9 protein-coding genes are annotated in these 15,187 nt (G+C 66.7%); 2 read left to right on the top strand and 7 right to left on the bottom strand.

Features of this window, described 5'->3' with window-relative positions; all coding sequences use genetic code 11:
- Positions 1 to 5: 5 nt before the first annotated feature.
- Together FG91_RS18485 and FG91_RS18480 are read left to right on the top strand one after the other, a co-directional pair.
- A complete protein-coding gene (locus tag FG91_RS18485) occupies positions 6 to 1,490 on the top strand; it encodes a serine hydrolase domain-containing protein (protein WP_052187884.1) in 1,485 nt (494 codons plus the stop codon).
- A 12-nt stretch (positions 1,491 to 1,502) separates the two neighbouring features.
- Positions 1,503 to 3,452 carry a serine hydrolase domain-containing protein gene (locus FG91_RS18480; RefSeq protein ID WP_037517975.1) on the top strand — a complete coding sequence of 650 codons (1,950 nt, stop codon included), beginning with the start codon at positions 1,503 to 1,505 and terminating at the stop codon, positions 3,450 to 3,452.
- A 26-nt stretch (positions 3,453 to 3,478) separates the two neighbouring features.
- Here the strand turns inward: FG91_RS18480 and FG91_RS18475 are convergent, their stop codons facing one another.
- From FG91_RS18475 to FG91_RS18445, 7 genes are read right to left on the bottom strand one after another with little or no spacing between them, the layout of a single operon-like run.
- Positions 3,479 to 6,007 (bottom strand): beta-glucosidase, encoded by a 2,529-nt coding sequence (locus FG91_RS18475; protein ID WP_081940673.1) that lies wholly within the window; start codon positions 6,005 to 6,007, stop codon positions 3,479 to 3,481.
- On the bottom strand, positions 6,007 to 6,339 hold the full coding sequence (locus FG91_RS18470; protein ID WP_037517972.1) for a hypothetical protein: 333 nt from the start codon (positions 6,337 to 6,339) through the stop codon (positions 6,007 to 6,009). The genes FG91_RS18475 and FG91_RS18470 overlap by 1 nt, the downstream gene beginning before the upstream one ends.
- Entirely contained in the window at positions 6,336 to 8,012 is a 1,677-nt protein-coding gene (locus FG91_RS18465; protein WP_037517968.1) for an AMP-binding protein, read from the bottom strand. The genes FG91_RS18470 and FG91_RS18465 overlap by 4 nt, the downstream gene beginning before the upstream one ends.
- On the bottom strand, positions 8,009 to 9,607 hold the full coding sequence (locus FG91_RS18460) for a tannase/feruloyl esterase family alpha/beta hydrolase (RefSeq protein WP_052187882.1): 1,599 nt from the start codon (positions 9,605 to 9,607) through the stop codon (positions 8,009 to 8,011). The genes FG91_RS18465 and FG91_RS18460 overlap by 4 nt, the downstream gene beginning before the upstream one ends.
- On the bottom strand, positions 9,604 to 10,467 hold the full coding sequence (locus FG91_RS18455; protein WP_052187881.1) for an alpha/beta hydrolase: 864 nt from the start codon (positions 10,465 to 10,467) through the stop codon (positions 9,604 to 9,606). The genes FG91_RS18460 and FG91_RS18455 overlap by 4 nt, the downstream gene beginning before the upstream one ends.
- Complete coding sequence (locus FG91_RS18450) at positions 10,467 to 11,930, bottom strand: carboxylesterase/lipase family protein (RefSeq protein ID WP_052187880.1); 1,464 nt, start codon at positions 11,928 to 11,930, stop codon at positions 10,467 to 10,469. The genes FG91_RS18455 and FG91_RS18450 overlap by 1 nt, the downstream gene beginning before the upstream one ends.
- Complete coding sequence (locus tag FG91_RS18445; protein WP_052187877.1) at positions 11,927 to 15,184, bottom strand: alpha-L-rhamnosidase; 3,258 nt, start codon at positions 15,182 to 15,184, stop codon at positions 11,927 to 11,929. Before FG91_RS18445 ends, FG91_RS18450 begins: the two co-directional genes overlap by 4 nt.
- Between the last annotated feature and the right edge of the window lie 3 nt (positions 15,185 to 15,187).

The raw sequence follows: 15,187 nt of genomic DNA, 5'->3' as shown, positions 1-15,187 counted from the left end.
CTTGCATGACCCGACTCCCGGCCCTGCGCCGTACCGCATTCGCCGCCGCGCTGCTCGGCTCGATCGCCCTGCCATCCAACGCGATGGCGCAAGCGGCCACCGAAACCAGCTACAGCATCCCGCAGGACCGGATCGCCGGGCTCGCCGATTTCGTCGACGGCGTGATGGCGCAGCAGATCGCGACGCGCGAGGTCGCGGGCGCGGTGGTCACCGTCGTCTACCGCGACAAGGTCCTGTTCTCGCGCGGCTACGGCTTTGCCGATATCGACAAGGGCATCGCGGTCGACGGGCAGCAGACTTTGTTCCGGCCGGGGTCGGTGTCGAAGATGTTCACGTGGAGCGCGCTGCTGCAACAGGTCGAGGCGGGCCGCGTCGACCTCGACGCCGATGTGAACAAATATCTCGATTTCCAGATTCCCGCATATGAAGGCCAGCCGATCCGCGTGCGCGACCTTTTGTCGCACACGCCGGGAATGAGCGACGTCGGCGGGCTGACCGCGCCGACGCCCGACAAGATCCAGCCCTATGTCGAATGGATGAAGACGCATATTCCGGCACGGCTTTGGCGGCCCGGGACCGAGACCTCCTATTCGAACTATGGCTCGGTCCTCGCGGGCTATATCGTCGAGCGCGTGTCGGGCGAGGCCTTTCCCGATTATGTCGAAAAGCATATCTTCGCGCCGCTCGGCATGAATGCGACGACCTTTCGCGAACCTTTGCCCGCCGCGCTCGCGCCGCGCATGGCGTTGGGTTATCAGGTCAAGGACGGACGGCTGGTCGCCGAGCCGTTCGAACTGTTCAGCCCTGTGATGCCCGCGGGGTCGGGAACGAGCAGCGGCCCCGACATGGCGCGATTCATGATGGCGATGATGAACGGCGGCGCGCTCGGTAAGGCGCGCATCCTGAAACCCGCCTCGGTCAAACTGCTGATGACCAACTCGGTCGCCAACGCCCCCGGCCTGCCCGGCTTGGCGCACGGCTTCTTCGTCGTTCGCGAAAAAGGCCCGCGCATGGTGGGTCACGGCGGCAACACCGGCGATTTCCATTCGAACATGATTTTGGCGCCCGAGGCGGGGCTGGGCTTCTTCATCTCCGAGACCGGCGGCGAGGGCAGCTATGGCGGGCGCACCGAACTGACCGAGGCGATCATCGGCCGGCTATTCCCCGTCGCCCCCGCCCCGCGTGTCGCCGCGCCCGCGAACGAGACATTGCCGCTCGGCGCCTATCGCGTGAACCGGCGCGACTATGCGAGCGCCCCCGATCCCGAGCGCGACCTGAAGATCGCCGCGGCGGGCCCGAACGCGGTTGTGGTCACCAACGACGGGAAAGCCAGCTATTGGGAGCGCGTCGGCCCGATGCGGTTCGAACGGGCGACCGGTGCCCGCGCCGGCGGCCCTTATGAGCAATTGCTGTTCCACGGCGCCGAGGGACGCTGGCGCCTGTCCTTCACGTCGCAACCGCATGTTCTCTATCATTTTGTCCAGCCCTGAGGAGAAGCCATTATGAAGCTGTTGATCGCACTCGCGCTCTCCTGCGCCCCCGTCGCGGCCCTTGCGCAGACCGTCGCGGCCGATACGCCCGGCAAGCTCGCCAGCGGCGTGCAATATGTCCAGCCCAAGGACTGGACCGCATCGAAGCAAGGCCCCGCGCTCGTCTTCACCTCGCCCGAGAGTGACCTGCGCATCGTCGTCGCCGAGATCGGCGCGGCCGTCGATGCCGCCGATGCCGCCGCCAAGGCCTGGGCGGTCGTCCGCCCGGGCGCCGTACCGACGCAGCGCACCAGCACCGCCGCTCCTCCCGCCGACGGCTGGGATGAGCGCGTGAGCTTCGCCTATGAAACGCTGCCGACCGAGCGCGCCGCGCGCTCGGCGTCGGCGCTGCGCAAGGGCAGCGCCTGGACCGTGCTGATCGTCGATGGTTCGGCGGGCACAGCGGCCAAGCGTTCGGCCGCGATGTCGGTGATCGCGCAGGGGCTGCGTCCCGCCGGCTTCCAGAAGGAAAATTTCGCCGGCAAGACCGCGCACCAGCTGACGCCCGAGCGCGTCAAGCTGCTCACCGACTTTGTCGAGGCGAGCCGGCAGGAGCTTGAGGTCCCCGGCATCGGCTTTGCGCTGATCGATGACGGCAAAGTGCTGTGGCAGGGCGGCTTCGGCGTCCGCGCGCTCGGATCGCCCGAAAAGGTCGACGAGCACACCAAATTCATGATCGCGTCGAACACCAAGGGGATGACCACGCTGCTCCTCTCGACGATCGCCGATGAGGGCAAGCTTCGGTGGGACGAGAAGGTCGTCGACCTCTATCCCGCGTTCCGGCTTGGCAATGACGAGGTCACCAAGTCGGTGCTCGTCAAGCATCTGATCTGCGCCTGTACCGGCCTGCCGCGCAAGGACTTCAGTTTCATCCTCGCCGACAAGGGGCAGCCCGCGGCGGACACTTTCGCGCAGCTTGCCGCGACGATGCCGACCAGCAAGTTCGGCGACCTATTCCAGTATAACAACCAGCTCGCCTCGGCGGCCGGCTATGTCGGCGGGCATATCCTCTACCCGAAGATGGAATTCGGCGCCGCCTATGACCGCGCGATGGAAGAGAAGGTCTTCAAGCCGCTCGGCATGAAGGACAGCAGCTTCGATTATGCCGAGGGCATGGCGGGCAATTGGGCGGCACCGCACGGCCTCGACATCGACGGCAAGGTGACGCTGATGTCGAACGACTTCAACTGGGCGCCCTATCCCTATCGTCCCGCGGGCGCGGCCTTTTCCACCACCGCTGACATGGTCCGCTATGTCCAGCTCGAACTCGGCAAGGGCATGCTCGACGGCAAGCGCGTCGTAAGCGAGACCAACCTCCTCGCGCGGCGCGAAAAGGGCGTCCAGGTCGGACCCGACAGCTGGTACGGCATGGGCCTGTTCCAGCGCGACGCCTCGGGGGTACAGGTCGTCACGCATGGCGGGACGCTGTTGGGCTATCACAGCACCTGGTTTGCGCTTCCCGAGTCCGGCGTCGGCCTCGTGATCCTGACCAACAGCGATCCGGGCGCGTCGATGCTGGCGCCGACACTCCGCCGCCTGCTCGAAATACTCTACGACGGACAGCCCGAGGCGGCGCGCGACATCACCGCCGCGGCCACGCGGATCAAGGCGCAGGCCAGCGCGAAGCGCGAGCGGCTGACCTATCCGGGCGATGCCGCAGTGCTGGCGGGCCTCGCCGGCCACTATAGCGACCCGTCGGTCGGTCAGATCACGGTCAGTGAGAAAAACGGCCAGAAATGGATCAAGGCCGGCTTCGTCGAGGGGCCGATCGCCACGCGCAAGAACGCCGACGGCAGCATGTCGATCGTCTCGGTCGGCCCGGGCAATATCGGCGTCGAGGCACTCGTCGGGACGAAAGACGGCAAGCGCACGCTCAACATCAACGACGGCCAGCAGACCCAATATCTGTACGTCGAGGACTGACAGCATGACCCGATTGCGGTGCCGTATCAGTCGGCCGTCACCTCGATCTCGCGCTGCTGGCGGATATCGGCCGAAGACGATCCGGCCATGATCCGGTAACGGCCGGGGACGACGCGCCACTCGCCGCGTTCGGCGTCGAATTGCGAAAAGGCGCGGGGGTCGAGCGTCACGTTGACCGTCCGGCGCGCGCCGGGCGCGAGGTCGATCTTGGCAAAACCGCGCAGCACGATCGGCGGATCACCCGCCGCGGGAGCGAGCGGCGCGACATAGATCTGCACCACTTCCTTGCCCGCGCGCTTGCCGGTGTTGCGCAGCGTGAGTTTCGCCGAAACCGCCTCGCCGCCCTTGACGCGCGCGGGCGCCGACAGCGCCGAGTAGGCGAAGCTCGTGTAGCTGAGCCCGTGACCGAAGGCGAAGAGCGGCGTTACGCCCTTCGCGACATAGCCGCGATACCCGACGAGCAGCCCTTCCGAATAGGGCGTCTTGGCGCCCTTGAGGTTGATCGTATCGTCTTCCGTCCGTGCCGGAAACGTCACGGGCAGCTTGCCCGACGGGTTGACCTTGCCGGTCAGCACGTTCGCGAGCGCCGCAGCGCCGCCCTCGCCCGGCAGCCACATGTCGACGATCGCGGGCGCCTTGTCGGACCAGGGCATCGTCATCGCGGCGCCCGCGTTGACGACGACCGCGGTCTTCGGATTGGCGGCGAGGATCGCCTCGACGAGCTTGTTCTGCTCGCCCGGCAGGTCGAGCGAGGTGCGGTCATAACCTTCACCCTCGGTCGTCGAGGATGAGCCGACGAACACGACCGCGGCGTCGGCGCCGCGCGCGACGGCGACCGCCTCGTCGAACGAGGGCAGCGGTTCGCGAATGCCGAAACTCAGATATTCGTACGGCGTCTGGCCGTTCACATAATCGAGCCGGATCGGGTAGCTGCGGCCAGCCTCGAGTTCGACCGACACGGTGCGGCGGGGGATCGGGAAGCCGAGCACATCGCGAATGTCGGGCTTCGACGCACTGGCTTTCGACAGCACGGTTTTGCCGTCGAGCGTGATCGTCGCATTGCCGGTTCCGCGGGTGCTGAATTCATAGGTGCCGCTCTTGTCGGGCCAGAACAGCCCTTCCCAGCGAAACGCGGCGTAGCCCGTGACCTGCGGCCCGGCGATGTTGCCGCTGATCCGCTTGAGAAAGCTCGTCGCGGTTTCGCGCTTCACCGGCTCGCCGCTCATGTCGGCATTGGCATAATAGGTCGCCGCGAGGCCGGTGACGCTGCGGTCGGTTCCGGGACTGAACAATTTGGAATTGGCGCCCGGCGGCGTCTCTTCATTGTCGACGCCGCGCGCGTAGTCGATCCGGACCCCCGGCAGCGCCGCCTTGAGCGCGGCGAGCGGCGTGCTTGTCTCGAACGGCACGACCGCCGAGCTGCCGCCGCCCTGGATGCGCACGACATCGGCGTTGGGGCCGATCACCGCGAGTGACTTGATCGACGCAGGAAGCGGCAGCACGCCGCTGTTCTTGAGCAGGACGATCGCTTCTTCGGCTGCACTTTGCGCCAGCGCGGCGTTGCGCGGCATCTGGGCGGCAACCGGACGCGCGACGCCGCGTTCGATCGCGCCGCTGCGGACGATCAGCCGCACCATCCGGCGCGCATTGTCGTCGAGCTGTGCTGTCGTGACCTTGCCTTCCTCGACCGCCTTCTTGAGCTTGGGCCCGAAATGGTTCGGCGGCCCCGGCATCTCGAGGTCCATGCCGGCGTTGACGGTCGTCGCGGTCGAATGGACCGCGCCCCAGTCCGACACGACAAAGCCCTGATAGCCCCATTCACTCTTGAGCAGATCGGTCAGCAGCCAACGGTTCTCGGCCGCGTGGGTGCCGTTGATCTTGTTATACGCCGCCATCACCGACCAGGGATCGCCCTGTTTGATCACCGTTTCGAACGCCGGCAGATAGATTTCGCGCAGCGTGCGCGGATCGACCACCGAGTCGACGATGAAGCGGTTGGTTTCCTGATTGTTCGCGGCGAAATGCTTGAGCGACACCCCGATGCCCGCGCCCTGCGCGCCCTTCACATAACCAAGCCCGATCTGGCCCGCGAGATAGGGGTCTTCGGAATAGGTTTCGAAATTGCGCCCCCAGCGCGGGGTGCGCACGATATTGACCGTCGGCGCGAGCAGCACGTCGGCGCCGTGCGCGAGCGTTTCCTTGCCGATCGCCGCGCCGACCTTGGCGGTGAGGTCGGGGTTCCACGTCGCCGCCATCGCGACGCCGACGGGGAACACCGTCGCGGGCTTGCCCTCGGGCGAGCGCACCCCGGTCGGCCCGTCGGTCATGCGGATCGACGGGATCCCGAGCCGTTCGATCGGGTTCAGCGTCATCGAGCTTTCGCCCGCGAGCAGCAGGATCTTTTCGTCGATCGTCAACCGCCCCATCAGGTCGTCGACGCGCGCCTCGATCGGCGCCGACTTGTCCTTGTAGATCATATCCTGCGCCTGTGCGCCGGACAGCGCCACCATGGAAGACAGCAATGTTGCCGCCAGATAGGCTGTCCGGCTTTTCATCACTTGATCTCCGCCAGATCCTTGGCGGTCGCGGCGAGCATCTCGTCGGTGATCTTGCCGTTCGAATAGGGCTGGAGCTGCGTCAGGCTGATCGCCTTGAACATCTCATATTCGGGCAATGCGATCATGCCGGGAAAATGCTTTTCGATCACCGCCTTGCCCTTTTCGTCGGCGACGATGTCCTGCAGCGGGGTGTCGAGGTTGAATTTCGCATCGCTTGCGGGCGCAGCCGGCGCCGGTGCTGGAGCGGCGGGAGCGGCCGGAACGGCGGTGCCCTGGGCAAAGGCGGGGGCGGCGGCCATCAGCGCCGCAACAAACATGGCAGTTTTCATTGTGCTTCTTCCTTTCCGAGATCGGCGACCATCGCCTCTCTGATCAGATATTTCTGGACTTTTCCCGTCACGGTGGTGGGGAATTCGCCGACGATACGCACGTAGCGCGGGACTTTATAGTGGGCGATCTGGCCGCGGCAGAACTCGCGTATATCGTCCGGACTGACCTCCGCGCCGGGCTTCAGCCGTACCCATGCGCACAGTTCCTCGCCCATGCGCTCGTCGGGAATGCCGACCACCGCGACATCCTCGACCGCGGGGTGGCGATAGAGATAATCCTCGACCTCGCGCGGGTAGATATTCTCGCCGCCGCGGATCACCATGTCCTTCAAACGCCCGACGATATTGCCATAACCCTCGGCGTCGATCGTCGCGAGGTCGCCCGAGTGCATCCAACCGTCGGTGTCGATCGATTCCATCGTGCGCTGCGGCTCGTCCCAATAGCCGATCATCACCGAATAGCCGCGCGTGCAGAGCTCACCGGGTTCGCCCGACGGCACGATATTGCCGTCGGCATCGACGATCTTGCATTCAAGGTGCGGCTGGACGCGGCCGATCGAGCCGACGCGGCGCTCGAACGGATCGTCGGGCGCGGTCTGGAAGCTCACCGGGCTCGTCTCGGTCATCCCGTAAGCGATCGTCACGTCGCGCATGTTCAGCCGCTCGACCACCTGCCGCATCAGCGGCTCAGGACAGATCGCGCCCGCCATGCAGCCGGTGCGCAGCGAAGACACATCGAATTTGTCGAAATCGGGATGCGCGAGCACCGCGATGAACATCGTCGGGACACCGTAGAGAGACGTGCAGCGCTCGGCCTCGACCGCGCGGAGCACCGCCTCGGGGTCGAAGCCTTCGGACGGATAGACCATCGCCGCACCGTGAGTGATGCTCGCAAGGTTGCCCATCACCATGCCGAAGCAATGATAGAGCGGCACCGGGATGCAGATGCGGTCGCCCTCCCCCAGCCCTTGGGTGCGGCCGACGAAATAGCCGTTGTTGAGGATGTTTCGGTGACTGAGCGTCGCGCCCTTGGGGAGGCCGGTGGTGCCGCTGGTGAACTGGATGTTGATCGCGTCGTTGGCGTCGAGCGTCGACCCGATCGCGGCGAGGCGCTGGCGGTCGGCATCACTTCCCTGCCCCATCACGTCGTCGAAGCGCAGCCAGCCGGGACGCGCATCCGCACCGATCAGGATCAGCGAACGCAGCGTCGGCAGGCGCGCCGCGCGAAGCTCGCCCGGCGTGCTCGCGGCCACTTCGGGCGCGAGCTCCTCGATCATCGCGGGATAGTCGCTCGTCTTGAAGCGCGTCGCGGCGACCAGTGCCGACAGCCCGACCTTGTTGATCGTATATTCGACCTCGGACAGGCGATAGGCGGGGTTGATCGTGACGAGGATCAGCCCGGCGCGCGCGGCGGCGAACTGGGTCAGCGTCCACTCGACACAATTCGGCGCCCAGATGCCGATCCGGTCGCCGGGATTGAGGCCGAGCGCGAGCAGCCCGGCGGCGAAGGCGTCGGATCGTTCAATCAGTTCGGCGAAATTCCAGCTTATCCCCTGCCCGACCGAGACGAGCGCATCGCGGTCGCCCCAGCGCTCGGCGGCGAGCGCGAGCGCTTCGCCGATGCTATGTTCGATCAGCGGCGGTTCGGTTGCTCCGTGAACATGGCTCGTCATTTTCCGGGTGCCTCGCAGGTAAAGCTCGCCGCATCGTCGGTCGAACCCTTACTGTCCCATTTCGCGACCTTGGGGAATGCACAGAGCGGCCGCGTCCGCCCGGCCTTTGCGGGGAGGCCGATATAGGCGAACAGGTCGTTGTCATATTTGGTCGCGATGATGCGTTCGGGCGCGGGTCCGCCCTGCCGCCAGCCGTCGAGCGCCGCCAGCGGGTCGAAGTTGTTGGGTCCGGGTCCGGCGAGGCAATGCGACATGCCGGGGACCATGAACAGGCGAACCGAGGTGGATGCAGCCTTTGGGTTCGCCGCGACCAGACGCTCATAATAATCGATGCTGTTCTGCGCCGGAATCCCGGCATCGTTCCAGCCGTGATAGAGGATCAGTTTGCCGCCGCGCTTGTAAAAGGCGCCGAGGTCGGTGCGGTCCGCATCGAGATCGCCGCCAACGCGCGCCTTCGCGAGCGCATAGTCGCGTTCGAGGTTGAAATCCGAAAGCTGCCAGTCGGGATTGGCGTGCACGAAATAGCGGAAGAAGGCGGTGCCGAACTTCACATGCTGCGACGTCTTGCCGGTCAGCCATTGCGACCAGGTTCCCGCCTCGGCCTCGGCGCCGGGCGCGAAGCCGGGGTAGAAGCTTTTGCCGTCGGCGCTCTTCGGACCTTCGTAGAACAGTTTCGCGGTCGCGACCTCACCCGGCGTCAGGCAATCGGCGCCCTCGCCGCCCTTGCACGCGAGCTTCGCGGGATCGAAATGGCAGGCGCGCGGATCGTCGATCACGCCGTCCTGCACGCCGTCGAGCCCGTCGCAATGGCCGAGCGATGCCGACTGGAGCAATTTCAATTTCGCCATCGACAGGTCGCCGCCGGGCTTGTTCGCCGCTACGGCATTGTTCGCAAAGGCACTCGCCATGCGCGTCCACGGCATTGCGGGGGCGCCCGCGATGATCGCGTCATAATCGGCGGGGTAACGCTGTGCGAGGGTCAGTGCCTGCCGCCCGCCGTCCGAACAGCCGTGGAAATAGCTCGCCGCGAGCGGATTTTCATAAAAGGCCGCGATCACCTGTTTCGCGGTTTCCGCGCCGACATGGTTGGCGCGCCAGCCATAGTCGCGGACCTTTTCGGGCGCGTTCAGCGCCCAGCTCGCGTCGACATCGGCTTCGCTGACATGCCCCATGTCGGTGCCGACCGCGGCATAGCCCTTTTGCACCGCGCCGCGCATCAAGAGCGACGGCAGCAGCATGTTCGCACCGAAGCCGCCATTGCCCGCGCCGAGCAGCTTGCCGTTCCAGCCCATACGTTCGGGCAGCCACACCTCGACCTTGATCGACGATCCGGGCACCGGCGACAGCGTCGCCTGTACGCGACAGAACGCCGCGGGCGCAGGCAGGCCCGGCTTGCCCGCTTCGAGATTGACCATCGCGCCGCCCGCGAGCGACGTCGCGGCGTCGACCTTGCCGTCCTTCAGCGCGAGGCCCGTCAGCGCTTCACAGCTACCGATCTTTTGTACGGCGGGTGTCGGCGCCGGGGCGGGTTCGTTCGCGGTGCAGCCCGCGAGCAGCGATCCGCCGGCGAGCAGGAGGAGCGATGGGGCCCTCATTTGCCGACGAGTCCCTGGGTGCGCATCCAGTCGGCCATCGCGTCGGTCCATGCGTCGCTCGGTTTGCCGCTCTTCTTCATGCCGAAACCATGGCCCCCGCTCTCGTAAGTGACGATCGTGCTGCTCACGCCCGCGCTCTTCCACGCCGCGGCAAGGCGGACGCTGTCGTCATACGCCAGCTTGTCGTCCTTCGCCGCCGCGACGAACAGCGGCGGGGCCTTCTTCGGCACCGCGATCGTGTCGGGCAGCAAGCCGGGGTAGATGGCGATCGCGAAGTCGGGGCGGCTCGCGGGCTTGTTCGCCGCCAGCGTCCACACGGTCACCGCACCGCCCGCCGAAAAGCCCATCAGCCCGACGCGGTTGGATTTGATGCCGTAGCGGCCCGCATTCTTGCGCACCCATTTGACCGCATTCTCGCCGTCGGCGGTCGCGAGCGGGCGCAGCGGTTCGACCGCGGTGCGCAAGGAGGGGAGATTGGCGAGGTAACGCATCATCTGGAGCGGAAAATCGGCGCCGGTTTCGAGCAGGCGATATTTGAGCACGAAGGCGGTGACGCCCTGGCTGTTCAGCCATTTGGCGACCGCCTCGCCCTCATTGTCGATCGACAGCATGTGAAAGCCGCCGCCGGGCGCGACGATGACCGCGGTGCCGTTGGGCTTGTCCGCCACATAAGGGGTCAGCGTCGCATCGGACACGTTGCGCACGATCGTCCCGAACGGCCCCGTTTCGCGCACCTCCTTCGACGTCGCGGGCACGGGGTCCGACGACAGGCGGATCACCTCCCACGCGCAGGCGGGGATCGCGACGATGGCGAGCGCGCCCGCTATGACGGCGGAGAGGCGCATGGTCATGACTTTCATTATTTTCCGTCCCGTGCCGCGGCGAGGGCGGTGAGTGCAGGTGTGGTTGCGGGCGCCATCGCGGTTGTCTCGATCCCCATCGACAGCAGCCGCGGCGCCGCGGGGTCGAGCCGCGACCAGGCGGGCAGTCCGCTGCCATTCGGATCGCCGGTCTTCGCGAAATTGGTCCAATAGTCGCCAAGCTGTTTCGCCGCCGCGCGGTCGGCGGCGGTGGCATCGCCGGGCAGATTGCCGAACTGGAACGCAACGTCCGACGCATGCACCGCGCCGACATCGGGCTTGCGCTGGCCCTCAGCAACATAGCCGAAACGATAGAGGAAGGTCGGCGCGCCCGCGCGCGCCTGCAACAGACCAAAGGCGAGCGCCGGTTCGGCAAAAATCGCGTCGCCACCCAGCCGCCGGTTCGCCTCATCTTCGCTCGCATAGGCTGCTTTCACGGTAGCAGCGGCAGAGCCCAACGCCTTTTCGACCGGGCCATTGACCATCGCGCGGAACGGCGCGGGGATGAAGCCGAGCTCATCGTCGTTGCTGCCGATGATATAGGGAATGCGCGCCTGCTTGCCCGCGGCAAAGATCGTCTCGGCGCCCGCGGGAACGATCGTCCCGTCGGTCATCGGCCCCGAATAGCGATCCTCTTCCTTGCTCATCAACGCGAGGCTGCCGAGAACCTTGTCGGCGGGAAGCGCGCGCAACGCTGCAGCGTCGGCAGCGCCTGCGCGCACGCCGAACGCCTGCCCCTTCGCCTGCGCGTCAGCCAGCGTCGGCCAGTCGTCGCGGCCACCGCCCGAGGCGACGATCGCGCGCGCGAATAGACCTTTGGCAGCGGGCGATGCCATCAGGCGCGACACCGACTCCCCGCCGGCGCTCTCGCCGAAGATCGTGACCTTTGCCGGATCGCCACCGAACGCCGCGATGTTGCGCTGGACCCATTTGAGCGCCGCGACCTGATCCATCAGGCCCCAGTTGCCGCCCTCGCCCAGCGCCGGATGCGCGAAGAAGCCGAAGCGGCCGAGGCGATAGTTGAAGCTGACGACCACGACATCGCGCTTTGCGAGCAGACTGCCGTCGGTTTCGGGCAGCGTGCCCGACCCGCCAACAAAGCCGCCGCCGTGGATCCAGACCATCACCGGCAGCTTCGCGCCCTTGACGGGTTTCGGCGTCCAGACGTTGAGCGTCAGGCAATCTTCGCTCATCGGCCGCGATCCGGGTTGGATGCCGGGCAGCGGGTTCTGCATGCAGTCGGGGCCGTAAGCGGTTGCGTCGCGCGGTGCGCTCCACGGTGCGGCGGGCGCAGGCGCGCTCCAGCGCAGGGCACCGACCGGCGGGGCGGCATAGGGAATGCCCTTGAACGCCGCGACGCCTTCGGTGGTCGCGCCGGCAACGGTGCCGCTGTCGATCGCCACCTGCTGCGCGGCGGCGGGGGTCGCCAACATGATAGCCGAAACGAATATGCCGCGGATCATTGTGCGCCTCCGGTGGTGAAGATGAAACGGCCGGGGCCGGTGCGATAGATGGAATAGCCCTTGTCTTCGCGGACCGGGCTGGCGTCCGAGGGCGGGGTCATGGCGCCGAAACGCATTGGCACCCAAATCTCGCCCGTCGTGTTCGCCGGCACTTCGGCCGTCAGCGTCAGCCTGCCCGCATCGACCTTCCAGCCCGAGAAAGCGCGGCCGTGGATGGTGTCCATTGCCGCCTCGGCGCTCGCGAGCCCGTCGGGGATCGCGGGTTTGACGAGCACAATCTTATACCCCGGCGCCCCCGGCCGCAGCCCGGCCAGCCGTTGCCGCATCCAGTCGGCGATCGAGGCGAAATAATGATGGTCGCGCGAGCGGCTGTTCAGGCTCCACGTCTCGAACATCGTCTTATGGCCGTTCTTGATCCACCAGCCCCAGCTCGGCTCGTCGGTGCGCGTCGCGACCCGGTACGCAAGGTTCGCATGGCCATAGTCGCTGAGGATTTCGAGCAGATAGCGCGCGCCATAGACGCCGGTACGCAGCCCCTGTTTGTCGACATCGCGCGCGATGGTGTCGGCGACGCCCTGCTCGCGGCCCGGCGGCACCATACCGAACGCGAGCGGCAGGATATTCTGCACCTGTGTCGGCTGACCCGCGACGCCCTTGGCATCGACGGTGCGATACCAGCCGCTCGTCGCATCCCAATAGCGCGTGTTGTAGGCGGTCCGGATATCCTCGGCGAGCTTCGCGTAACGCGCTGCATCCTCGGCCTTGCCGACGATCGCCGACGACTTCGCGAGCAGGTCCGCCTGATGGAAGAAATAGGCCGTGGTCACCGCATCGATGCCGCCGCCACGCGCGTTGCTGTAATCCATGCCGCCCGCCGACGCCCATTCGGAAAGCCCGGCCGAGCGCTGATAATCGGGCGCCTTGATGAAGGTCGCGGTGTAATCGACCAGCCGGCGCTGCATGTCCTGATTGTCCGCGAGCACACGCGTATCGCCATAGGTCGTGTAAAGCTCCCACGGCAGGATCATCGCCGCCGCGTCCCACGGCGTCGTCGGCCCCCAGATCACGTTCCAGCCGGGGGTGTTCTCATAGCCATAGAAGGGCGTTGTCGGCGCGATCTCGGGCACTTCGCCCTTGTCCGATTGCGCATCGCGGAAATCGGCGAGCCATTTGGTCCAGACGCGCGCGATGTCGAGGCTGCGCGCCGCGGCGCCCGCCGACGCCTGCGCATCGCCGGACCAGCCATTTTTCTCATAGGTCGGCGTGTCGGTCTGGAAGCCGTGGAGATTGTTAAGGATCGACGCGATCGCCGCGTAGTCGATCTGGTTCAGCAGCGGGTCGGCGCTGGCAAAGCTGCCCGTGCGCGCGACCGCCGAATGGACAATGCGGGCGGTGAGCGCGCCTTCGGGCGGCGTGCCCGGAAAACCATCGACCTGCACATAACGAAAGCCGCGATAGCCGAAGCGTGGTTCCCACTGCTCCACGCCCTTGCCCGCGAGCTTATAGCGATCAGTCTGGAGCTGCGCGTCGATCAGGCCCGCGGCGGGGACGACCTTACCGTCGTCGGCGACGCGCTCGCTCGCGACCATCGACACGGTGAGACCGCGCGGACCGCTGACCTTCAGCGCCGGCCAGCCCGCGACGATGCGCCCGAAATCATAGACATAGACGCCTGGGGCGACTTCCTTGACTGCGACGGGCGCGATATTTTCGACCGGCTCGATCGCTTCGGAGGTGGCGGCGACAAGCTGTCCCGCCGGCCCTGCAACTACCGGCGCCGCCTGCCATTTGCGGTCGCGGAAACTCGCACGATCCCAGCCCGCCAGCACCAGCCGCGCGTCATGACGTTCGCCGCGATGCACCGAGTCATTGAGCGTCGGGCCAGAAACGGTGCGCCAGCTGCCGTCGGTCACGACCGTTTCGCGCGTCCCGTCGGCGTAAGCGACTTCGAGCTGCGCCTTGAGCGCGGGTTCGGCGTGCCAGGGCGCCGCGTGGAAATACCATTCGTTGGGATCGGTCAGCCCGTACCAGCCGCGCCCGAGTTCGGCGCCGATCACATTCTCACCGCGACGCAGCAGGCTGGTGACGTCGAGGGCATAACCCAGCACGCGCTTGTCATAGGCGGTGAACCCCGCGCCGAGCGACGAGCCGACGACACTGCCGTTGACCGACAGGCGCGGCATACCCGCGCCCGCATAATAGAGGCGTGCGCTGGCCACCGGCTTGGAGAGACGGAAGGCGCGCCGGACGAGCGGCGCGGGTGCTTCGATCGGGAGCATCAGGTCGACGCCCGGAACGCCGCTGGCGACGACGAGCCCGTCCTTCGCCACGCTGCCGCCGGTGAACGGATTGTCGCCGCCCGCAAAATCGAACGCGACCGCGGGGCTTTGCGTGCCCGATACGCGGACCGAATGAATTGTAGCGGCACTGGCTTCCTTACCTGCAAAGCCGATCGTGCCGTGCTTGTGCGCGTCGTTGTCGACCGTCGCGACGACCGCCCCGTCGATGCGCGTGACGATGCGGCCACCCTCGGCGCGGATCGACAGCGCGATGCGGCGCCCTTTCAGGGGCGCGGCAAGCTTGGCCTGCCCCAGCCGCTCCATCTTGATCGCCGAACTCGTGCCGCCGGGATAGCGGCGGATCGTCTCGATCAGCTCGGGCCCGTTCTTGTCGTCGGCGAGCGTCCAGACATAGGCGTCGCCATAGGTTTTGCCGTTGGGAAGCGCGCGGAACAATATATCGACGCTCTTGCCCGTCAGCGTCAGCTCGGCGTCGAGAGTCAGGTCGCCCCAGTCATGATCGCGCCTTGTGGGTCCCGAAATCCACTTGGCCTGCCAGTCGGATGCCGTGAGCAGTCCCGTTTCCCACCAGGCGGGCGTGCTCCAGCCGGTCACCTTGCCGCCCTCGTCCCAAACCTGCACCTGCCACCAGTAACGCTGGCGCGACGCGAGCGCGGGTCCGGCATAGGCAATCTGGACATTGTCCGCGGATACGACCTTGCCGCTATCCCACAGCGGCGCGCGATCGAGGTCGGCTTCGGAAGTCGCGACGCGGATACGATACGCCGTTTGCCGCGCGACCGGCGAGCGCCACGCCAGCCGCGGCGCCGCCGTGTCGAGACCCAGCGGCGCCGCGGCATATTCGGTCCGCAGCTCCGCCGGGGCCTGATCGGCCGCCGATGCAGGCGAGGTCGCCATGCCGGCGGCCGCGAGCGCACCCCAGAACAGGCCTCGCAAGCTTCCGATCAGCGGCAACCC

It is taken from the genome of Sphingopyxis sp. LC81 (assembly GCF_000756375.1).
In the GTDB taxonomy this organism is placed as follows: domain Bacteria; phylum Pseudomonadota; class Alphaproteobacteria; order Sphingomonadales; family Sphingomonadaceae; genus Sphingopyxis.
The sequence above is the reverse complement of the archived record's forward strand: the minus strand, read 5'-3'. Positions and strand labels throughout refer to the sequence as shown.